The 21715-nt window shown below is 64.3% G+C and carries 21 protein-coding genes; 16 read left to right on the forward strand and 5 right to left on the reverse strand.

The window, feature by feature from the left end; translation table 11 throughout:
- Positions 1-12: 12 nt before the first annotated feature.
- Both NDY25_RS21750 and NDY25_RS21755 read right to left on the reverse strand, forming a co-directional pair.
- Positions 13-2385, reverse strand: coding sequence for a 3-hydroxyacyl-CoA dehydrogenase/enoyl-CoA hydratase family protein (locus tag NDY25_RS21750; RefSeq protein WP_168959512.1), 2373 nt, complete (start codon positions 2383-2385; stop codon positions 13-15).
- A 25-nt stretch (positions 2386-2410) separates the two neighbouring features.
- Complete coding sequence (locus tag NDY25_RS21755; protein WP_006448733.1) at positions 2411-3043, reverse strand: TetR/AcrR family transcriptional regulator; 633 nt, start codon at positions 3041-3043, stop codon at positions 2411-2413.
- Positions 3044-3262: 219 nt separating this feature from the next.
- Between NDY25_RS21755 and ndk the strand changes: the two genes are divergently transcribed.
- The 8 genes from ndk to NDY25_RS21795 all read left to right on the forward strand — a co-directional run bounded on the left by ndk (position 3263) and on the right by NDY25_RS21795 (position 11328).
- Entirely contained in the window at positions 3263-3688 is a 426-nt protein-coding gene (gene ndk / locus NDY25_RS21760; RefSeq protein WP_006448732.1) for a nucleoside-diphosphate kinase, read from the forward strand.
- 18 nt (positions 3689-3706) lie between these two features.
- Positions 3707-4912: a dual-specificity RNA methyltransferase RlmN gene (rlmN, locus tag NDY25_RS21765; protein WP_023903986.1), complete on the forward strand. Its 1206-nt coding sequence runs from the start codon at positions 3707-3709 to the stop codon at positions 4910-4912.
- Between the two features lie 10 nt (positions 4913-4922).
- Entirely contained in the window at positions 4923-5711 is a 789-nt protein-coding gene (gene pilW / locus NDY25_RS21770; RefSeq protein ID WP_168959544.1) for a type IV pilus biogenesis/stability protein PilW, read from the forward strand.
- Entirely contained in the window at positions 5708-6568 is an 861-nt protein-coding gene (locus tag NDY25_RS21775; protein ID WP_168959511.1) for a RodZ domain-containing protein, read from the forward strand. The genes pilW and NDY25_RS21775 overlap by 4 nt, the downstream gene beginning before the upstream one ends.
- Positions 6569-6638: 70 nt before the next feature.
- The gene (locus NDY25_RS21780) at positions 6639-7277 is read left to right on the forward strand and encodes a YfgM family protein (protein WP_023903989.1); all 639 of its coding nucleotides are present in this window, start codon (positions 6639-6641) and stop codon (positions 7275-7277) included.
- A complete protein-coding gene (gene bamB, locus NDY25_RS21785; RefSeq protein ID WP_074057500.1) occupies positions 7277-8494 on the forward strand; it encodes an outer membrane protein assembly factor BamB in 1218 nt (405 codons plus the stop codon). Before NDY25_RS21780 ends, bamB begins: the two co-directional genes overlap by 1 nt.
- A gap of 10 nt (positions 8495-8504) precedes the next feature.
- Positions 8505-9902: a ribosome biogenesis GTPase Der gene (der, locus tag NDY25_RS21790; protein ID WP_006448726.1), complete on the forward strand. Its 1398-nt coding sequence runs from the start codon at positions 8505-8507 to the stop codon at positions 9900-9902.
- A 205-nt stretch (positions 9903-10107) separates the two neighbouring features.
- Positions 10108-11328 carry a molybdopterin molybdotransferase MoeA gene (locus NDY25_RS21795; protein ID WP_168959510.1) on the forward strand — a complete coding sequence of 407 codons (1221 nt, stop codon included), beginning with the start codon at positions 10108-10110 and terminating at the stop codon, positions 11326-11328.
- A 158-nt stretch (positions 11329-11486) separates the two neighbouring features.
- Here the strand turns inward: NDY25_RS21795 and moeB are convergent, their stop codons facing one another.
- The gene (gene moeB, locus NDY25_RS21800; protein WP_168959509.1) at positions 11487-12629 is read right to left on the reverse strand and encodes a molybdopterin-synthase adenylyltransferase MoeB; all 1143 of its coding nucleotides are present in this window, start codon (positions 12627-12629) and stop codon (positions 11487-11489) included.
- Between the two features lie 103 nt (positions 12630-12732).
- On the opposite strand from moeB, the gene NDY25_RS21805 reads away from it, so the two are divergent.
- Both NDY25_RS21805 and xth read left to right on the forward strand, forming a co-directional pair.
- Complete coding sequence (locus NDY25_RS21805; protein WP_168959508.1) at positions 12733-12948, forward strand: hypothetical protein; 216 nt, start codon at positions 12733-12735, stop codon at positions 12946-12948.
- A gap of 194 nt (positions 12949-13142) precedes the next feature.
- On the forward strand, positions 13143-14123 hold the full coding sequence (xth, locus tag NDY25_RS21810; RefSeq protein WP_168959507.1) for an exodeoxyribonuclease III: 981 nt from the start codon (positions 13143-13145) through the stop codon (positions 14121-14123).
- Here xth and NDY25_RS21815 read toward each other — a convergent pair.
- Positions 14116-14391 carry a hypothetical protein gene (locus tag NDY25_RS21815; protein ID WP_006448719.1) on the reverse strand — a complete coding sequence of 92 codons (276 nt, stop codon included), beginning with the start codon at positions 14389-14391 and terminating at the stop codon, positions 14116-14118. The two genes, xth and NDY25_RS21815, sit on opposite strands and share 8 nt — an antisense overlap.
- A 204-nt stretch (positions 14392-14595) precedes the next feature.
- On the opposite strand from NDY25_RS21815, the gene NDY25_RS21820 reads away from it, so the two are divergent.
- Genes NDY25_RS21820 through NDY25_RS21830 form a run of 3 tightly spaced genes read left to right on the forward strand, consistent with a single transcriptional unit; the run spans position 14596 to position 16811 of the window.
- Complete coding sequence (locus tag NDY25_RS21820; RefSeq protein ID WP_168959506.1) at positions 14596-15849, forward strand: molybdopterin molybdotransferase MoeA; 1254 nt, start codon at positions 14596-14598, stop codon at positions 15847-15849.
- Positions 15850-15895: 46 nt separating this feature from the next.
- Entirely contained in the window at positions 15896-16465 is a 570-nt protein-coding gene (locus NDY25_RS21825) for a molybdenum cofactor guanylyltransferase (protein ID WP_256627678.1), read from the forward strand.
- Positions 16419-16811: a hypothetical protein gene (locus NDY25_RS21830; protein ID WP_256628023.1), complete on the forward strand. Its 393-nt coding sequence runs from the start codon at positions 16419-16421 to the stop codon at positions 16809-16811. Before NDY25_RS21825 ends, NDY25_RS21830 begins: the two co-directional genes overlap by 47 nt.
- A 28-nt stretch (positions 16812-16839) precedes the next feature.
- Here the strand turns inward: NDY25_RS21830 and NDY25_RS21835 are convergent, their stop codons facing one another.
- On the reverse strand, positions 16840-17838 hold the full coding sequence (locus NDY25_RS21835) for an NAD(P)-dependent oxidoreductase (RefSeq protein ID WP_168959504.1): 999 nt from the start codon (positions 17836-17838) through the stop codon (positions 16840-16842).
- Positions 17839-17920: 82 nt separating this feature from the next.
- Between NDY25_RS21835 and NDY25_RS21840 the strand changes: the two genes are divergently transcribed.
- The 3 genes from NDY25_RS21840 (at position 17921) to NDY25_RS21850 (ending at position 21662) form a co-directional block, all read left to right on the forward strand.
- A complete protein-coding gene (locus NDY25_RS21840; protein WP_168959503.1) occupies positions 17921-18493 on the forward strand; it encodes an ANTAR domain-containing response regulator in 573 nt (190 codons plus the stop codon).
- 4 nt (positions 18494-18497) lie between these two features.
- Positions 18498-19562, forward strand: a complete 1065-nt coding sequence (locus NDY25_RS21845) for a CmpA/NrtA family ABC transporter substrate-binding protein (protein ID WP_168959502.1) — start codon at positions 18498-18500, stop codon at positions 19560-19562.
- A gap of 930 nt (positions 19563-20492) precedes the next feature.
- Positions 20493-21662, forward strand: a complete 1170-nt coding sequence (locus NDY25_RS21850) for a nitrate/nitrite transporter (RefSeq protein ID WP_180336619.1) — start codon at positions 20493-20495, stop codon at positions 21660-21662.
- Positions 21663-21715 lie beyond the last annotated feature (53 nt).

The following is a 21715-nucleotide window of genomic DNA, read 5'->3' on the forward strand; positions in this document are numbered from 1 at the left end:
CACTCCTGATTCTCAGTTCCTGAGTGGCTTACCCGTCTTGAGCATGTGCCCAATCCGCGCCTGGGTCTTTTCCTGCTGGGCCAGTTCGACGAAGTGCTTGCGCTCCAGCTTGAGCAGCCATTCTTCGTCGACCAGCGCGCCGCGATCCACTTCGCCGCCGCACATGACCGTGGCGATGCGGGTGGCGATTTCGTAGTCGTATTCGCTGATGAAGCGGCCTTCCAGCATGTTGACCAGCAGCATCTTGAAGGTGGCGATGCCGACGTCGCCGGCGACCTGGATGCGGCGTGCCGGCAGCGGCGCCCGGTAGCCGCCTTCGGCCAGTGCGCGCGCTTCGGCCTTGGCGATGTGCAGCGCTTCTAAGCTGTTGAACACGATCTTGTCGGTGGCGCGCAGCAGGCCCAGTTCCTGGGCATTGACCGCAGAGTTGGAGACTTTGGCCATCGCGATGGTTTCGAAGGTCTTCTTCAGCTCGGCGAACACATCGCCACCCGGGCCGGCGGCAATCGATGCGCGCACGGCGATTTCCTTCAAGCCACCACCGGCCGGCAGCAGGCCGACGCCGGCCTCGACCAGGCCGATGTAGCTTTCCAGCGAGGCCACGGTCTTGGCGCTATGCATCTGGAACTCGCAACCGCCGCCCAGCGCCAGGCCGCGCACGGCCGAAATCACCGGGACCTGCGCGTACTTGATGCGCTGGCTGGTGGCCTGGAAGTTGGCGACCAATGCTTCGAACGCATCCACCTTGCCGGCCTGCAGCAGACCCAATGCACCGGCCAGATCGGCACCAGCGGAGAAGGGCTCCTTCTGCTGCCAGATCACCAGCCCGGCGAAGTCCTTCTCGGCGCGGCCAACCACTTCCTGCAGACCGTTGAGCACGTGATCGGAGACGGTGTTCATCTTGGTCTTGAAGCTGACCACGGCGATATCGTCGCCGTCATGCCACATGCGCACGCCGTCGTTTTCAAACACCGTCTCGCCCGGGGAGAACTGCTCGCCCAGCAGCGGATCCGGGAAGCGCTGACGCTTGTACACCGGCAGTGCCGAGCGCGGCAGCTTGGCATCGCGCGCCGGGCTGTACGAGCCTTCGGCCGCATGCACGCCATCGCGGCCGTCGAACACCCAGTTCGGCAACGGTGCGCTGCTCATGCTTTTGCCGTTCGAGATGTCTTCGGCAATCCACTGCGCCACCTGCTTCCAGCCGGCGGCCTGCCAGGTTTCGAACGGGCCAAGCGACCAGCCGTAGCCCCAGCGGATCGCCAGATCCACGTCACGCGCAGTCTCGGCGATGTCGGCCAGGTGATAGGCGCTGTAGTGGAACAGGTCGCGGAAGCTGGCCCACAGGAACTGCGCCTGCGGGTGCTGGCTCTCGCGCAACCTGGCAAACTTTTCGGCCGGGTTCTTGATCTTGAGGATCTCGATCACTTCCGGTGCGGCAGTGCGATCAGCGGCGCGGTAATCCTGCTTCTGCAGGTCCAGCACCACGATGTCCTTGCCGACCTTGCGGAAGATGCCGGCGCCGACCTTCTGGCCGAGCGCGCCCTTGGCGATCAGCGCATCCAGCCACTTCGGCGACTTGAAATACTGGTGCCACGGATCCTCGGGCAGGGTGTCGCCCATGGTTTTGATCACGTGCGCCATCGTGTCCAGGCCGACCACGTCCGAGGTGCGGTAGGTCGCCGACTTCGGGCGCCCGACCAGCGGGCCGGTCAGGCCGTCCACTTCGTCGAAACCCAGGCCGAATTCCTGCGTGTGATGGATGGTGGCCAGGATCGAGAACACGCCGATGCGGTTGCCGATGAAGTTCGGCGTGTCCTTGGCGTACACCACGCCCTTGCCGAGCGTGGTGACCAGGAAGCTTTCCAGCCCTTCCAGCACGGCCTTGTCGGTGCCCTTGGCTGGAATCAGCTCGGCCAGGTGCATGTAGCGCGGCGGGTTGAAGAAGTGCACGCCGCAGAAGCGGTGGCGCAATTGCTCGGGCAGTACGTCGGACAGCTTGTTGATCCCCAGGCCGGAGGTGTTGGAGGCCAGCACCGCATGCTCGGCCACGAACGGGGCGATCTTCTTGTACAGGTCCTGCTTCCAGTCCATGCGCTCGGCGATCGCCTCGATAATCAGATCGCAATCGCGCAGCTGTTCGAGACCACTCTCGTAGTTGGCCGGCGTGATCGCCTCGGCCAGCGCCTTGCTGGCCAGCGGGGCGGGGCTGAGCTTGCCGAGGTTGGCGATGGCCTTGAGCACGATGCCGTCGGCCGGACCCTCCTTGGCAGGCAGGTCGAACAGCACGGTGTCGACACCGGCGTTGGTGAGGTGCGCGGCGATCTGCGCGCCCATGACGCCGGCACCGAGCACGGCGGCGCGACGGACTAGCAAGGGATTGGACATAGCAATTAGCCTCTTGGTGGAACGTTTACGGTGTGGAATGAGCGCGGAAACCGGGTTCCGCGAAACGAATCAGTTCGCGCGCGGCCCGCGCACGGTGGTCGGCCTCGCTGACGCCGGCCGGGCGCTTGATCAGCCCGAAGTCGGCCATCGCATAGGTCAGCGCACCGGCCAGAAAATCCAGCCGCCAGTACAGCTCTTCCTTGCTCAGGCCCGGCACGCAGGCGGCGATGGCCTTGCCGAATTCGCGCAGCACATGGCCGTAGTGATCGGACAGGAACTTGCGCAGGTTGTCGTTCTTTTCGGCGTAGGCACGTGCGATCACGCGCACGAACGCGCCGCCGCTCTGGCGGTCCTGCGCCATCGCCAGGGCAGGTTCGACGAAGGCCGCCAGCACTGCGGTGAGTTCGCCCGGATGCGCACGCTTGGCAGCTTCCAGCTGCTGCAGCCGCGCGGTGGTCATCTCGTCCATGCGGCGCCGGAATACCTCGTTGACCAGGTTTTCCTTGGAGCCGAAGTGGTAGTTGACCGCGGCGATATTGACGTCGGCCTGGGTGGTCAGCTGGCGCAGCGAGGTGCCGGCGAAGCCATGCTGTGCGAACAGCTCCTCGGCCGCGCCGAGAATGCGGTCCTTGGTGGAGAAGTGAGCGGGCTTGGGCATGCGCAGGGGTGGAACTCAATCAAACGATTGTTTGAGTCTACGGGCTGGAGACTGCGCCGGTCATGCGGCAATGCAGCACGATTCAGGAGGTGGTGTGCAAAGGTCTTCACTAAGAGATAGAATTGACCATCGCAAAGAAGCCTAAGCCCGCGTTTTGACGCGGGTTTTTTTCATGATAACCTCGGGTCTTCAAGTGGCCCGCCCAACGGAGATCTTCCCATGGCGCTGGAGCGCACCCTGTCCATCATCAAGCCCGATGCCGTCGCTAAGAACGTCATCGGCGAAATCTACAGCCGTTTCGAAAAGGCCGGCCTGAAGATCGTGGCCGCCAAGTACAAGCAGCTGTCGCGTCGCGAAGCCGAAGGCTTCTACGCCGTGCACCGCGAGCGTCCGTTCTTCAATGCGCTGGTCGAGTTCATGATCTCCGGCCCGGTGGTGATCCAGGCGCTGGAAGGCGAGAACGCCGTTGCTGCACACCGTGACCTGCTGGGCGCAACCAATCCCAAGGACGCTGCGCCGGGCACCATCCGCGCCGACTTCGCCGATTCGATCGATGCCAACGCCGCCCACGGCTCGGACTCGGTCGAGAACGCTGCCAACGAAGTCGCGTATTTCTTTGCCGCTACTGAAGTGGTCTCGCGCTGAGGCCGAGAGAGTCGAATCGTGAATGAGGTCGTGATCCCCTCCGTGCTGCAGGACGTCCCTGTCCGTACCCCGGAACTGCGCAAGCAGAACCTGCTCGACCTCGACCGCGAGGGACTGGAGCGCTTCTTCGCCGACACGCTCGGCGAAGCGCGTTACCGTGCCCATCAGGTGATGAAGTGGATCCACCATCGCTACGTCACCGATTTCGACCAGATGACGGACCTCGGCAAGGCGCTGCGTGCGAAGTTGCACCAGCATGCCGAGGTCCTCGTCCCGACCGTCGTGTTCGACAAGCCTTCCACCGACGGCACCCACAAGTGGCTGCTGGCCATGGGCACCGACGGCAAGAACGCAATCGAGACGGTGTATATCCCCGACAAGGGCCGCGGCACGCTGTGCGTGTCCTCCCAGGTCGGTTGCGGCTTGAACTGCACCTTCTGTTCGACCGCCACCCAGGGCTTCAACCGCAACCTCACCACCGCCGAGATCGTCGGGCAGGTATGGGTGGCGGCGCGCCATCTGGGTAATGTGCCGCACCAGCAGCGTCGTCTCACCAATGTGGTGATGATGGGCATGGGCGAGCCGTTGATGAATTTCGACAACGTCGTGCGCGCGATGAGCGTGATGCGCGACGATCTGGGCTACGGCCTGGCCAGCAAGCGAGTGACGCTGTCGACTTCCGGCCTGGTGCCGATGATCGACCGGCTGTCGACCGAGAGCGATGTCTCGCTGGCGGTTTCATTGCATGCCGCCAACGACGCGCTGCGCGAAAGCCTGGTGCCGTTGAACAAGAAATACCCGATCGCCGAGCTGATGGAGTCGTGCGCGCGCTATCTGCGCGGCAACAAGAAGCGCGATTCGGTGACTTTCGAATACACCTTGATGAAGGGCATCAACGACCAGCCGGAGCATGCGCGTCAGCTGGCCCGCTTGATGCGTCAGTTCGACAATGCGGTGCAGTCCAAGGATGCGGGCAAGGTCAACCTGATTCCGTTCAATCCGTTCCCGGGCACGCGCTACGAGCGCTCTGGCGAGACGGAGATTCGTGCATTCCAGAAGATCCTGCTCGACGCGCAGGTGCTGACGATGGTTCGCCGCACGCGTGGCGACGACATCGACGCGGCCTGCGGGCAGCTCAAGGGGCAGGTCATGGACCGTACCCGTCGCCAGGCAGATTTCCTGCGCACACTGGAAGGCCAGGCCGATCGCGATGCGGCAGCGTGATCTCGCGTTAATGGCGGCCGTGGCGATCGCGCTTGGCGCGGTCGGCTGCGGTGGTCGTAATGCCAAGGCCGGGTCGGTCAAGACCGTGGAAGAAGTCGCACCGGTGTATTCGTTCCGCGACAACACGGCGACCAAGAGCCGCCTGGCAGTGCAGGAAAAACTCGGCCTGGCCAGCAACCGGCTGCAAACCGGTGACTATGCCGCTGCCGAAGAGCAGGTCCGCGCGGCGTTGAAAAAAGATTCGCAGTCGGTGGATGCCATTGGCATGTTGGCGCTGATCCAAGGCGCCAGAGGCGATGTGGCCGGCTCCGGTGCGTCGTATCGTCGCGCGGCAGAACTCGCCCCGCAGCGTGGCGATGTGTTGAACAACTACGGTGCGTGGTTGTGTGCGAATGGTTCGCCGGCCGAATCGCTGATCTGGTTCGACCGTGCGTTGACCGACCGCACCTACGCATCTCCTGCTTCGGCACTGGGGAATGCAGGCGGTTGCGCACTCAAGGCCGGGCAGCCGGAGCGCGCTGTCGGCGATCTGCGCAAGGCACTCGAACTGGATCCGGCTAATCCGTATGCGCTCGAGTCGATGGCACGTTCCGAAGCAGGGCGCCGCAATTATTTCGAAGCCCGCGCGTTTATCGAAAGACGTCTTGCGGCTGCACCGGTCACTGCTTCCGTGTTACAACTCGCCATTCAGATTGAGCAAGGGCTCGGCGACAAGGTAGCCGCCGGCCGTTACCACCAGCGGTTGGTCAAGGAATTCCCTGACGCAGCGACCGCCAACCCCGGGGCCAATGCATTGTGATCAATGATTCCCATCCGAACCCTTTCGAGCAGGAAAAGGGCTGCGGACAGCATTTGCGCGAAGCGCGCGAAGCAGCAGGTCTGAGCGTGGAAGATGTCGCCGGCAAGTTGCGTATGCCGGCACACGTGGTGCGTTCGTTGGAGCAGGAAGAGTGGCAGCGTCTGGGCGCGCCGGTCTTCGTGCGCGGCCAGCTGCGCAGTTATGCGCGTCTGCTGCATGTGGACCTGGAGCCGCTGTTGCTGCAGGCGACCATTGCGCCGATCGAACCGGTCACCCTGGTCAGCCATACGCATACGCCGCGTGCGCGCCGCATTCTCGAAAGCACCGCGCGCAAGGCGATGTATGTCGTCATCACCGGTGTGTTCGCCGTGCCGGTCTGGTATGCGACCCGCTCGCATCTGGATGGCAAGGCGCCGAGTACGGTGTCGCTGGACAGCATGCCGGAAGCGGCAAACACCGGCACACCCGCAGCGGGTGTAACGCAGCCGGCCAATGCGCCACGCGAGCAACCCGCGCCGTACATCGCGTCGATGACGCCAGTGCCGCGGGCCACGGCCGACGTGGAGGCGCCCGCAGCTGCGGTCGCCAGTGGCGGCAGTTTGTCGTTGAGTTTCAGCGGCGACAGCTGGGTGCAGATTCTGTCACCGGATGGCAGCGCGGTCGAAAAAGCGCTGGTGCGTGCCGGCGAACGGCGCAGCTATTCGCCGGGGCAGGTGGGTCGCATCGTGCTGGGCAATGCGTCGGCGGTAGAGGTTCAGCAAGGCGGCAGTATCGTCGATCTGAAACCGTTCCAGCGCGCTAACGTGGCCCGTTTTGCGGTATCCTCCGACGGTTCCGTGGTACCTGCTTCCGAGTGAAGCGGACTGCGGTTTTTCATTTTTCCCTATTGATGTTCCGCGCCTCCGGGACGACGGAGCGAGAGTACGCATGGCGATCGACGATCTGCTGGACGAACACGAACAAGGCGAACGCGTTCGTTCCTGGTTGAGAAAGAATGGCGCGGGTCTGGTGGGCGGCGTCGTAGTTGGCCTGGCCCTGATCCTGGGCTGGCAGTGGTGGCAGAAGCACACCAATACCCAATCGGTGGAAGCCAACACCCGTTACGAGGCGGTGGTGAAGTCGATCCAGGGCAAGGACCTGGACAAGGCCGCCAAAGAGATCGTGGCGCTCGACGACGGCAAGGGCGGTATTTACGCCGAGCTGGCTGCGCTGCGTCTGGCCAAGGCCCAGGTGGATGCCGGCAAGCACGCCGAAGCGATCAAGACATTGCGCGACGTGCCCGCCGAAGGCGAGCTCAAGCAGATCGTGCAGCAGCGCCTTGCGCGCGTGCTGACCGAAAGCGGCAAGCCGGACGAAGCGATCAAGCTGCTGGCCGATGCGCAGGACCACACCAGTCTGGAGATCCGCGCCGATGCGCTGGTTGTGCAGGGCAAGCCGGATGAAGCGCGTGCGCTCTACGCCAAGGCCCTGACCACGGTGGATGTGGCCTCGCCGCAGCGCCGTTTGCTGGAAACCAAGCTGATGGATGTGGGCGGCAAAGTGCCCAATCCGGCGGAGCCGATTTGATGAAGCAGGTTGATATGTACAAGCGCATTGCATTGATCGCCCTGATGGGCGTGTCGTTGGCGGGTTGCAGCACGGTCAAGGGCTGGTTTGCCGGGAAGGATGCTGCTGCCAAGAAGGCGCAGGAACCTGCCGAACTGGTCAAGTTCGAGCCCTCGGTCAAGGTGGACAAGCTGTGGTCCACCGGCGTGGGCAAGGGCGAGGGCCATATCGGCGTGCGTCAGCGTCCGGCCGTGGCCGATGGCAAGGTGTACGCCTCGGCGATCACCGGTGGCGTGGAGGCATTGGACCTGCAGACCGGCAAGCGCGTGTGGGAATACAAGCCCAAGAAAGAAGAGCGCAACGATCGCAAGTTCAAGCAGCGCCTGTCCGGTGGTCCCGGGGTTGGCGAAGGCCTGGTGGTGATCGGTACGCTGTCTGGCGATGTGATTGCGCTGAACCAGGCCGATGGCACGGAAAAGTGGCGCGCCAAGGTACCGAACGAGGTCATCGCTGCACCGGCCATTGCGCAGGGTCTGGTGTTGGTGCGTAGCAACGACGGTCGCGTCAGCGCCTTCGACGCGACGACCGGCGAGCGCCGCTGGTTCCATGCCGAGGAAGGCCCGACCCTGTCGGTGCGCGGCAATGCGCCGATCGTGACCGGCCCGGGTGTGGTGTTCGTCGGCAACGACAGCGGCACCTTGAGTGCGCTGGCGCTGCAGGACGGTCGCCCGTTGTGGGAACAGGCCATCGGCGTGCCGGAAGGCCGTACCGAGCTGGAGCGCATGTCCGACGTGGATGGCGCACCGGTACTCGACGGCACCACGCTGTACGCAACCAGCTTCAAGAACGAAACCCTCGCACTGGAAGGCCCGAGTGGCCGTCCGCTGTGGACGCGGGATCACGGCGGCGCCGGTGGCGTTGGCGTGTCGTCCAGCGTGGTGGTGGTGTCGGATAATGCCGGTTCGGTGTGGGGCCTGGACAAGAGCAGTGGAGCGGCGATGTGGTCGCAGGCTGCGCTTGCACGTCGCTCCCTGACCGGTGTGGCCATCCAGGGCGATTACGCCGTGGTTGGCGATTACAAGGGTTATCTGCACTGGCTGAAACTCAGCGATGGTGCACTGGCCGCGCGCGCTCGCGCTGGACGCGACACGCTGCTGGCGCAGCCGATAGTCGTCGATGGCATTCTGTTGGTACAAAACACCGATGGCGATATCACCGCCTTCCGGTTGGCACAATAAGGACTTCGCGATGCTGCCCCTGGTCGCCCTGGTTGGACGGCCCAATGTCGGCAAGTCCACCATTTTCAATGCGCTGACGCGCACCCGTGACGCCCTGGTCCACGACCAGCCCGGCGTCACCCGCGACCGTAACTACGGGGTCTGCCGTCTCGACGAGGAGCGCCCCTTCATCGTCGTCGATACCGGCGGTATCGCCGGCGACGAGGAAGGTCTTGCCGGCGCCACCGCGCGTCAGGCGCGTGCCGCTGCCGGCGAAGCCGATCTGGTGCTGTTCGTGGTCGATGGCCGCGAAGGCGCGTCCTCGCTCGACGACGAGATCCTGGCCTGGCTGCGCAAGCTGGCACGCCCGACCGTGCTGGTCATCAACAAGATCGACGGTACCGACGAAGAGACCGTGCGCTCGGAGTTCGCGCGCTACGGGTTCTCCGATGTGGTGGCGTTGTCTGCCGCGCATCGGCAGGGCATCGACGAGCTGCTCGAAGAAGTCGGTGCACGCTTGCCTGCCGAAGGTGCCGGCGAGCTGCTGGATACCGACCCGGCGCGTGTGCGCATCGCCTTTGTCGGCCGCCCGAATGTGGGCAAGTCGACGCTGGTCAATCGCCTGCTCGGCGAAGAGCGCATGATCGCCTCGGAAGTGCCGGGCACCACGCGCGATTCGATCGCAGTGGACATGGACCGCGACGGGCGCCAATACCGTTTGATCGATACGGCCGGCCTGCGTCGCCGTGGCAAGGTCGAGGAGGCGGTGGAGAAATTCAGCGCGTTCAAGACGCTGCAGGCGATCGAGCAATGCCAGGTCGCGGTGCTGATGCTCGATGCCGGCGAAGGCGTCACCGATCAGGACGCGACCATTCTTGGCGCGATCCTGGACGCTGGCCGTGCGTTGGTGGTGGCGATCAACAAGTGGGACGGGCAGAGCGACTATCAGCGTGCGCAGGCCGAAGACCTGCTGTCACGCAAGTTGGGCTTTGTCAGCTGGGCCGAGGCGGTGCGGATTTCTGCGTTGCACGGCTCGGGCATGCGCGAGCTGTTTCAGGCGATTCACCGCGCGCATGCCTCGGCGACGCATGAATTCAGCACCAGCGAAGTCAACCAGGCGCTGGAAATCGCCTACGAGACCAATCCGCCGCCGAGCATCCGTGGTCACGTCTCCAAACTGCGTTACGTGCATCCGGGTGGCGCAAATCCGCCGACCTTCATCGTGCATGGCACGCGCCTGAAAGTGTTGCCGGAGTCGTACAAGCGCTATCTGGAAAACTTCTTCCGCAAGCGTTTCAAGCTGGTCGGCACGCCGGTGCGTTTCATCTTCCGCGAAGGCGCCAATCCGTACGAGGGCAAGAAGAACACGCTCACCGAGCGGCAGGTGGCGCGCAAGCGGCGTTTGATGAAGCACGTCAAGGGCAAGTAGGCAGGGCTGCCGCGCCGGGCGTGTCATCTTCGACGAGCTGGCATGCGTGGCGTGCTAGCTCCAGCTTAGGTTGAGTAACGCGCCTGGAAGCTGCCATGTTCGCGCGGTTCGTGCTGGCCGGAGTGCCGGCCGTGCTCTCTGACGGACAGGTGATCGTTCGGGTCGCCGTTCTGAGCCAGCCTGGCGCACTGGTATCCTGCGCGCCATGACCGACTATCCCTCCCGCATTCCGTATGCGCAGGCGCTGCAGATTCTGCAGGCCGTTGCGGCCCAAAACCGCCCGCCCGATGAAAACATCGCCACCTCGCGTGCCGACGGGCGGATTTCCGCTGCCGATCTGATTGCACCGCTGGCACTACCGCCATTTGCCAACAGTGCGATGGACGGCTTTGCGTTGCGGCATGCCGATGTCGCTGGCGGCGATGCGTCGTTGCAACTGGTCGGCGAACAATTCGCTGGCGAGCGTTGGACCGGCACGCTCAGCGCGGGGCAATGCCTGCGCATCACCACCGGCGCGCCGCTGCCCGATGGCGCCGACACCGTGATCCCGAAAGAAGATGCGGATGAGCGCGATGGTGTTGTGCGTTTCCGCACGATGCCTGCGTTGGGCGCGGCGGTGCGTCTGGCCGGCAGCGACGTGCGTGCGGGCGATCTGGTGATCCAGGCCGGACAGGTGTTGACGCCTGCCCGCATCGGGCTGGCGGCGGCGCTCGGGCTGTCGCGGCTTGCGGTGGCGCCGCGTCCGACCATTGCGGTGCTGGCCACCGGTGACGAGCTGGTAGAGCCGGGCATGCCGCTAGGGCCGGGGCAGATCTACAACAGCAACCGCGACATGCTGATGGCGCAGTTGCGGGCACTGGGCTACGCACCGACGGCATGGCCGACCCTGCCGGATGATCCGCAGCGTATTCGCACCATGCTGGAAGATGCAGCCGCTGCATTCGATGTGGTGATCACCTGCGGCGGCGTCTCGGCCGGGGAAAAAGACTATCTGCCGCAGCTGATTGGCGAACTGGGCCGCATCCACTTCTGGCGCGTGCGCATGCGCCCGGGCATGCCGGCGGTGCTGGGGCAGATCGGCCGCTGTCTGGTGCTGGGTTTGCCGGGCAATCCGGTGTCGGTGCTGGCGACGCTGATCGCCTACGGTGTGCCGCTGCTGGATGGCTTGCAGGGGCGTAGCGAACCGCGTCCGGTGTGGCATGCAGCGCTGGCAGGCCCGTGGGAAAAGCGTCACGAACGCCTGGAGTTTTTGCGCGGGCGCCTGGAGTGCGGCGAGGACGGGCGGTTGACCGCGCTGCCGCATCGCGGCGATGCATCGCATCTGTTGCGTGGTGCGGCCGATAGCAATGCACTGATCGTGTTGCCGGAGCCGGCACGGCGCTTCGAGGCAGGCGAGATCGTGCGGGTGATTCCTTACGCGCTTTGATCGCTCACTGGAGCAGTGGCGAACAACACGTGGCGATAGCTCTCACGCGCGTGTGCGGCAAGCGTGTAGGTGGCAGGTCGAAGCGCTGCGGCCGGGCGGTGTGCCATGACGCCCGCTCAGGCCTGGCTGACGCTGCGCAGTCGATTTAAGTGCCGCTTTCAGCCGACTGCGCTGCCGCAGAACGCGGCGTAGTCGGCATAGCCGGGGAACGCGGTGCCTGGCGCGCAGACTGGGCAATGCGGATCGGGTGGCAGACGGATTTCGCGAAAGCGCATGGCCAAGGCATCGAAGCTGAGCAGGCGCCCGGTCAGGCTGTCGCCGATGCCCAGCAGCAACTTGATCGCTTCGCTGGCTTGCAGCAATCCGATGACGCCAGGCAGCACGCCGAGGACGCCGGCGTCGGCGCAGCTGGGCGCAAACTCCGGCGGTGGCGGTTCGGGGAACAGGCAGCGATAGCAGGGCGCATGACCGCGGTTGCGACCGGCATCGAACACACTCAATTGCCCTTCGAACTGCTGCACTGCGCCGTAGACCAACGGTTTGCCGAGTTTGACGCAGGCATCGTTGAGCAGATACCGCGCAGGAAAATTGTCCGCACCGTCGATCACCACATCCACGTCCTGCAGCAATGCTTCGACATTGTTGGCGGTGACGCGTGTCTGCAGCGCGTCGACCTGCACGCGTGGATTGAGTGCGGCGATGCGCTGCGTGGCCGAGGCGACTTTCGCGATACCCACGCTGTCTTCGGTGTGCAGAATCTGGCGCTGCAGATTGCTGCGATCCACCACATCGTCGTCGGTGATGCGCAGATGGCCGATACCCGCAGCGGCAAGATAAAACGCAGCCGGCGAGCCAAGCCCGCCCGCGCCGACCAGCAATACGCGCGCGCGCGCCAGCCGCTGCTGGCCTTCCAGACCGACCTGCGGCAGGCGTAGATGGCGCGAATAGCGCTCTAGAAAATCCTGTTCGTCCGCCGGCAGCGCAGGGCGCACCAGCGGCAGGCCGTCGTTCGTCCACGCGGTGGTGCCGCCGAGTACCGAAGACACCGCTGTATAGCCGTGCGCACGCAGCACCTCGGCCGTCTGCGCCGAGCGCTTGCCGCTTTGGCAGATCACTACGATCTCGCGTGTGTGCTCGGGCAGATGCCGTGCGGGTGCAGTTTCCAGATCGCTCTGCACGATGGCCAGTGCGCCTTCGGCCTGGCCGCTGGCGCGTTCGTGCAGTTGCCGGATATCGATCAACAAGGCGCCCTGCATGGCACGAGCGCGGGCGTCGGCGGGAGTGATGTCGTGGCTGCTCATGCCGCTATTGTCGCGCAAACCCCGATACGGCGATGTGCTGGCTGGCGGCGTTGGCATCAGGCTCACCGAGGTCGCGGTAGCGTGGGTACAAAAGGAGACAGTCATGACACCCGAGATCGATGCGCAACTGAAACACCTCGCCGACGAATTGCCCGATATCCGACGCCAGCACCCGGATGATTTCTGGGATGTCTTCCATGCACATGCGGAGACGATCACAGCGAAGGCCGATTCCACAGAACAAGCCGCACAGATCGTCAAGCGGATCGACGAGATGCTGGCGGCCCATCAGCTCGGGCCTGCGGACCCTGGAGCTTGACTAAGCGTTTCGCGCTGCAAGGCCGATAAAACTGGTTCGGCAGCGCCTGCTGCTTCGGCATTGACTGCTGAGCTAACTGTGCGGCATGGCCGTCAAGTGGGCGGGGTACGCAAAGGCTTCACTTCGCTTGAGCATCGGCTTCATGCGGCTGCAGCCATTGTCGTTACCTTACGCAAAGGGCCGCTCGCATTCCCATGTCAGCCACCACACGCAAGATCGCCACCTTCAACGTCAATGGCATCCATAGCCGGCTGCCGCATCTGCTGGAATGGTTGCAGCGCGAGCAACCGGACATCGTCGGCTTGCAGGAGCTCAAAGCCACGCAGGAGGCGTTTCCGGCACCGGCGATCCGTGACGCCGGCTATGGGGTGATCTGGCAGGGCGAGAAGTCGTGGAATGGTGTGGCCCTGCTTGCACGGGGCGCAGACCCGGTGGAGATTCGTCGCGGCCTGCCGTGGGACCCGGGCGATAGGCAAAGCCGCTATCTGGAAGCTGCGATTCATGGCGTGGTGGTGGCCTGTCTGTATCTGCCCAACGGCAATCCGCAGCCGGGGCCGAAGTTCGATTACAAGCTCGCCTGGTTTCAGCGCTTGATCCGCCATGCCAAGACCTTGGTGGACTTGCCGCATCCGGTGGCCTTGATCGGCGATTTCAACGTGGTGCCGACCGATGCGGATATCTACGACCCCAAGGGCTGGCGCAAGGATGCGTTGCTGCAGCACGAAAGTCGCCAGGCATATGCAGCGCTGTTGCAGCAAGGCTGGACCGACAGCTTGCTGGCCGTGAATGGCGATACACCCATCTATACGTTCTGGGATTATTTTCGCCAGCACTTTGCGCGTGACCGCGGTTTGCGTATCGATCATCTACTGCTCAATCGCACGCTGGCGCCCGGCTTGCAGGATGCCGGCGTGGACAAGTGGGTGCGCGCCCTGGAGAAGGCCAGCGACCATGCGCCGACCTGGATCAGCGTGGGTGTGCCGGACGCAGTTGCAGAGACAGTGGTGGAGACCGAGGCTGCGTCGAAGCCGCGCAAGCGTGCGGCTGTGAAAAAGACGCCTGCGCGCAAGACGGACAACAAGACCGCATCGAAGGCCGCCGCGAAAACGACCGCAGCAAAAAAACCGCCGCCCCGCACTACCAAGCCGCGCAAGGCAGCCAAGCGCGTCAGCTGATGCCACGCAGCTGGCGATGCTTGATCCGTTGCAGCACATAGCCGGTGATGGCGGTCAGCAGGATCAGTGCATTGCTGACGATAAACACTGCATTGCCGACCAGATAGCTGTAAACGATAAACAGCACCGAGGCGCTGATCTGACCGACAAACAACCAGCGCGAGACACCCTGTGCCGCAGGCGACTGCCATTGCTTGTAAATCTGGCGGATCAAGGTGGCGATCAGAACGGCGCTGGCGAGCCAGCCAACAAGGTCGACGAATTGCATGGTGAGCAAAGATGAAAAAACTAACTGCAAGTGTGCGGCGCAGCGTGTTGACGATGCGTTCGAGCAGCGTCGAGCGCTGGGGTGATCGCGTGATCGGTCACTGGTGCATTCGCCGTCGCAACGCCGTCGCGGCATGCCTGTACCAGCCGCGCTGGAGGCCGGTATCCTAGCCAGGTCATCCATCGGTCGGCAGTCGTCTTGCTCATGATCAGCTACGCCGAAGCCTTTGCACTGATCCATCAGCAGGTCGCCACGCTTGCCAGCGAGTGGGTGGACAGTGCGGATGCGCAAGGCCGCGTGCTTGCGCAGGCATTGTCGAGCCCGGCCGAGCTGCCGGCTTTCGACAACAGTGCGATGGATGGATTTGCGCTGGTCACCGATGGCCGTGGCGCAATGACCGCAAGTGAGCATGCGGTCGGTGGCACCGTTGCCGCAGGCGAAGATGCCGGTGGCATTACGGCAGGCGCCACCTGGGAAATCATGACCGGTGCCGGCTTGCCTGCAGGTGCCGATGCCGTGGTGCCGATCGAACAGGTGGAGCTGCTGGCGCATGACGGCGCACGCCCCGGCCGCATCAGGCTGCGCGCCGATGTACGCGTGGGCCAGCACATTCGCCGACGCGGTGAAGACGTGGCCTTGCACGATCGCGTGATCGAGGCCGGCACGCTGCTGCGCGGTGCACATCTGATGCTGTTGGCCGGGCTGGGCTGCGCGCGCGTGCAGGTGGTGCGGCGCCCGCGTGTGGCCTTGATCGCGACCGGCCGCGAATTGGTGGGCGATCCTGCGCAGCCGCTGCAGCCCGGCCAGATCCGCGATGGCACCAGCAGCTATCTGCTCAGTCAGTTGCATGCAGCCGGTGCCGAACTGGTGTGGCGAGGGCAGGTGGGCGATGACGCTGCCGCCTTCGATGCGGCGCTCGCGCAAGCGCGACATGCGGGAGCCGACGTGATTCTGAGCACCGGTGCGGTGTCGCGTGGTCGCTACGATTTCGTGCCGGATGCGTTGGCGCGACATGGGGCGGCGTTGCTATTTCACAAGGTGGCGGTGCGGCCAGGCAAGCCGGTGTTGTTGGCGCGCTTTGCGGACGGCGCGCTGTATTTCGGTTTGCCAGGCAATCCGATGGCCAGCGCCGCCGGGCTCCGTTTTTTTGTCGAGCCGGCTTTGCGTAGTTTGCTGGGCATGCCCATGGAGCGCGGTTTGCGTGTTGCGCTGCACACACCGATGCATGCACGACCGATCTGGCGGCAGCACCTGCGCGCGCGTTTGAACTGCAGCGATGCCGGTGTGCTCTGCGTGCAGATCTTGCCACAGCAAGAGTCGTTTCGCGTGGCGCCATTATTGCAGGCCAATGTGTGGGCGGTGCTGGAGCCGCAGGACGATGGTGCCGCGCCCAGTACGACGGCGCAGGTGTTCGGGTTGGGGCATCTGCAGCCGGCTGCGCCAGCGATTGCGCCATGAGCGTGTGCCGGCATGCAGCGCGACGCAGTGCCTGCGAGCAGACGGCATGACCGCCTCACACCCGTGGATCGGTGTGGTGCTGGCCGGCGGCCGTTCCTCGCGCATGGGCCAGGACAAGGCGCTGCTGCCGTGGCACGGGCGTCCGTTGGTTGCGCATATGCAGGCGTTGCTGCGCGATGCCGGCGCGCTGGATGTAGTGATCAGCGGTGATCGCCCGGGCTATGCGGGGATTGCCGATGCGCAGCCGGATCTGGGGCCGTTGGGCGGTCTGGCCAGCGTGATCGATCATGTAGCCGATGCAACGACACTTTTGGTGGTACCGGTCGACATGCCGCTGCTGTCCAAACCATTGCTGGAACGACTGCTGGCGCCACCACCGCAACGCTGCGCCGCTTTCGAAGACGAGATGTTGCCGATGCGTCTGTGCGTGGATGGCGTTGTGCGTGAGGCGCTCTCGGTGTTGATGGCCGGCGCTGCATCGTCACGCTCGCTGCGCGCCTTGCAGCGTTCACTGCAGTGCCATCGCGTGGCTGTCACCGCCAGCGAACGCGGCGCGTTCGTCAATTGCAATACGCCCGAGCAGTGGAGTCAGCTCAGTCGCGAAAATCCAGATTGAAGGTCAGCAGTTGCGCTTTCGCATCGACGAAGCCGAATTGGCCGAGTTGCTTGCCGGGCGCACGGTCGATAACGAAAGCCGCTTGCCGAGTGGGCAGGGCGCGCGATTGGTGCGCCACAGCGTGAGCCTGACCGGTGGTCACGCGGCCTGCAACTGCGCCACCGATCATTGGCAGTTGTCGGTGCCGCGCGATGCGCTGGAGGAGCATGCACGGCAGTTGCCCAGCCGCGATGGATTGAGCTTCAGCTTCGATGCCGGGGCTGGCCATGCCGAACACACGGCGTTGCGCGTGACCTTCGATATCGACGTGCGCGACAGTGCGCGCAAGCGGTTTCCGAAAGCGTGATCCAGCTGCGGCCGCAGGTGCGTGCCGCTTATGCGTTGGCGTGCATGTGCATGGCAATGCCGGGCACACGATCACACGCCAGGCCCCGCGCATGCAGCGCTGCTTCAATCGCAGCAGCATCGGCATCGCTGTAGCCGGCGCCGATGCGCAATGCGACCACGTGCAGGCCTTCTGTCGCCAGTTCCAGCAACAGATGCCGTTGTGCATCGGTATCGCGCGGCAAGGCGCGGCGTGAGGCATCGCGACGCGCCAGTTCCAGCACCGCATCGGGGATGTCGTCGCCGATCAGCAGCACGTCGGCCAGATTCATCGCGCGTAGCGCTTTCAAGGTGAGCAGGCCGGGATCGCCCGGGCCGGTGCCGACCAGTTGCACGCTGCCACGCGCCGGCACCGCGCCGGCATCGTCCAGTGCTGCGGTGAACGCGGTTTCGGCGGCGTCATCGTTGCCGGCTTGCAGCAGCAACGGCACGTCGCCGTCGATGACGCGGTCGAACCAACGCCTGCGTCGATTCATATCGGGGAACTGGCTGCGGATGCGCTCGCGGTGACGCGCAAATAGTCCAGCGAAGCGGCCGACCGAGGCATCCAGCTCGCGCTCCAGCCGTTCGCGCAGACGCCGTGCCAGCATCGGGGCAGCGCCTGCGGAGGAGATGGCGATGACCAGCGGGTCGCGGTCCACGATCGCCGGCACCTGGTAGGTCGACAGCTCTGCATCGTCCACCACATTGACCAGGCGCTGACGCGCGCCGGCGGCAGTGGCGACACGTTGATTCAAGTCGGCATCGTCGGTGGCGGCGACCACCAGCCACACATCGTCGATCCAGGCTGGATCGAATTCGCCGCCCAACTGTTCGAAGCGACCGGCTTGCATCAATACATCGAGTTCGGGCGAGAGCGCATGCGCATACAGACGGATCTGCGCGCCGGCCTTGAGCAGGGCGAGCACCTTGCGCGTGGCGACCTCGCCACCGCCGATCACCAACACGGGGCGCGCTTGCAGGTTTGCGAACAACGGGAACAACGGCATCAGACGGACTCCGAAAAGATGACTCGCACCGACAGCATGTTGCATGGCACCATCCAGCCACGTCCACGCCTCGCTGCCGCCAATGCGTGTTTTGCTGGTCAACGATACCGAAAAGCCGATTGGCGAACTGCGCCAGGCATTGACGCGCGCCGGTTATACGGTGCTCGACGATGTGGCCTCGGTCGGTGCGTTGCTGCATGCGGTGCAGAGCCAGCAGCCGGATGTGGTGGTGATCGATGTGGACTCGCCTTCGCGCGACACCTTGGAGCAACTGTCGATGCTGCACGCACACGCGCCGCGCCCGGTGGTGATGTTTTCCGGCGATGGCGACGATGCGTTGATCCATGCGGCCGTCGGCGCAGGCGTCACCGCGTACGTGGTCGATGGCCTGGCACCGGCGCGGCTGGCGCCGATCGTGCAGGTGGCGCTTGCCCGATTCGCGCAGGAAAGCAGCATGCGCAAGCGCCTGGACGATGTGCAGCAAGCCTTGCAGGACCGCAAGCAGATCGATCGCGCCAAGGGCTTGCTGATGGAAAAACGTGGCCTGAGCGAGGCCGACGCCTACGCGACGCTGCGCCAGCAAGCGATGAAGCAGGGCGTCAAACTGGCCGAAGTGGCGCGACGCATCGTGGCCATGGCCGAGTTGTTGGGATGAACACATGAGCCAAGCCGACCTCCCCGTATTGCGCGTGGCCTACATGCCGCTGATCGATTGCGCACCGCTGATCGCGGCGCAACGGCTGGGCCTGGACCGCGCGCATGGCTTGCAATTGGAGCTGCAGCGTCAGGCGTCGTGGGCCGGCGTGCGCGACCGTCTGCTGGCCGGCGAGGTCGATGCGGCGCATGCCCTGGCCAGCCTGGTGTATGCGATCGATCTCGGTATTGCCGGGCCGCAATGCCCGATGGCGTTGTTGATGACGCTCAACCACAACGGCCAGGCGATCACGCTGGCGCCTGCGCTCGCGCAGGCCTTGGCCGATGGTCACGCGTTGCCGCAGGTGCTGGCCGGTCTGGGCCGCCGTGCGGTGTTTGCGCAGACATTTCCCACCGGTACGCATGCGTTGTGGCTGTATTACTGGCTGGCCGCATGCGGGGTGGACCCAATGCGCGATGTGGATGTGCTCAGCGTTCCGCCGCCGCAGATGCCCGAAGCCTTGGCTAGCGGGCTGGTCGATGGGTATTGCTCCGGCGAGCCGTGGGCTGCGGTGGCCGAGGCGCAGGGCAGCGGTCGCCGCGTGATCCGCAGTGGGGAGTTGTGGGCGGGCCATCCGGAAAAAGTGCTGGCCTGCCGGCGCGAGTTCGCCGCGCTGCAACCAGAGTTGACCGAGCGCATGACCGCCTGCGTGCTGGAAGCCTGTCGCTGGCTGGATGCGGCGCCGGGCAATCGCGCGCAGTGTGCGCAATGGTTGGCCGAGCCGCAGCATATCGGTGTGTCGGCTGCGCATCTGGCTGCGTGTCTGGACGCCGATGTCGAGATTCATGCGAACGATGCGACGGCGCTGGCCTTTCATCGCAATGGTGCGGTGAACATGCCGTGGCTGTCGGATGGCGAGTGGTTCCTGACCCAGTTTCAGCGTTGGGGCTGGCATGACATCCACGACGACGACATCGCGCGGCTGCGCGATATCCATCGGCTGGACAACTATCGGCGCGCGGCAGCCCGCGTGGGTGTAGCTGTGCCGGACGACGATCACCGCAGCAATCGGTTGTTCGATGCGCTCTAGGGCGAATGACTACATGACCTTGTTAGCGCTGTACTGGAGCGCGTTACCGGCAAGGCAACCGGCATGGACCCGCATGCACTCCGAACTCTCGCGCATGCTTGCACTCGTCTGACGCTTGAAGCCTGATTGAGTTGGTTGTGGAGCTATCGATCTGTGGGTTTGCTGGAGGGCCCTTGCCCGCCCACCATCGCGGGACACGCCGCAAGTACGTCCATGTAGGCTCTTACGCGGCATCCATGCCGCGTAAGGTCCCGCGACGGTGGGCGGGCAAGGACCAGTGGAGATGGTCGGTGTGCATGTTTTCAACAAAGCAGCCGACTAACTTTCTGGTGCGGTGTCCTCGCCGATTGCGGGACCGTGTGGCGGCATGGATGCCGCCACCGAGCCTACATGGACGTACTTGCGGCGTGTCCCGCGAGCGGCGAGGGCGCCGTGCGCTCGACTAGCTAGGCTTTTGACCTAGATATTTGATCGATGTGCACGCGTCCTAGATGAGGCTTCCTAGCGCCAGCCGCGCTGTAGTTCTGTTCGGCGCTATCAGGCGTGCCAAGCGGCAGAGCAAGTGGTACACGACGCCCGCTGTTGGTGCATTGCTGCACGAAAGACGGGAATGGTGAGCTGCACTGGCGTGTCGACAGGCCGTCGTGAAATCGGACGGGCTGCATTCAAACCACTATTTTTCAATGACTTGTATCGTCGTGATGCTCAGGTGAGCAAGTTGGCACATTGATTGCGTAGTGATTACGTGCAGGTGCAACGGCGTGCCTGCAACAACACGAACACGATGCAGTGGATCAACGGCGATCCGCACGCATCCGGGACAACGGCGTCCTTCCGGTTTTACCGGAGGGGCGCCGTTTTTTTTTGGCCATCGCATTCGAAGAGGTCTCTATGCAGCGCTCGTTCTGGCGATCCGGGCACACGCCCACCTTGTTCGCATCCTTTCTGTATTTCGACCTGAGTTTCATGGTGTGGTATCTGCTCGGTCCGCTGCAGGTGCCGATCGCGCAAGCGCTGGGCTTGGATACGCAGCAGCGCGCCCTGATGGTGGCGGTGCCGATTCTGTGCGGCGCGGTGTTGCGGCTGGTGCTGGGAATGCTGGCCGACCGCATCGGTGCCAAGCGCGCGGGCGTTGTCGCACAACTCGCGGTGATTGCCTCGTTGTTCGGTGCGTGGCAGCTGGGCGTGCACAGCATGGGGCAGGTGTTGTTGCTGGGCGTGCTGCTCGGCATTGCCGGCGCCTCGTTCGCCGTGGCGCTGCCGCTGGCTTCGCGTTGGTATCCGCCCGAGCATCAGGGCACCGCGATGGGGATTGCCGGTGCAGGCAATTCCGGCACCGTGCTGGCTGCGTTGTTTGCGCCGATGCTGGCGTTGGCGTTCGGTTATCAGAACGTGTTTGGACTGGCATGCATCCCGTTGGTGCTGACCTTGATCGTGTTCGTCTTGATTGCGAAAGAAGCGCCTGCACCGGTCGCGCGCAAGCGTTGGTCAGACTATGGCCGCGTGCTGGTGGGCAACCGCGATGCATGGCGCTTCATGTTTTTCTACTCGGTGACCTTTGGCGGGTTTTCCGGGTTTGCCAGTGCATTGCCCGGCTACTTCCACGACCAGTTCGGCTTCGATGCGCGCACTGCAGGTTGGGCGACGGCTGCCTGCGTGTTGGCGGGTTCGGTGATGCGTCCGCTGGGCGGTGTGATTGCCGACCGCGTTGGCGGCACGCGCGCCTTGCTGGCGGTCTATCTGTTGGTTGCAGCGTTGGTGGGCATTGCAGGTTTTGGTGCGGGCGGCACGATGGTGACGCTGGCGTTGTTTGTGTTGACGTTGCTGTGTCTGGGCGCCGGCAATGGTGCGGTGTTTCAACTGGTACCGCAGCGGTTTGCACAGGATATCGGGGTGATGACCGGCTTGATCGGGATGGCCGGCGGCATCGGTGGATTTGCGCTTGCTGCAGGCTTGGGCGTGCTCAAGCAGCACACCGGCAGCTATGCGATCGGCATGTGGTTGTTCGCGGCCTTCGCACTCGGTGGCTGGGCGTTGCTGGCCGGGGTCAAGACGCAATGGCGTAGCGAATGGTCCACCGCCGGCGCGGCGCGGGTCTGAACATGTCGACAGGAATCCAGGCAATGAAGCAACCCAGACTTGTCGTCATCGGC

This window comes from Xanthomonas hortorum pv. pelargonii (assembly GCF_024499015.1).
GTDB lineage: Bacteria > Pseudomonadota > Gammaproteobacteria > Xanthomonadales > Xanthomonadaceae > Xanthomonas > Xanthomonas hortorum_B.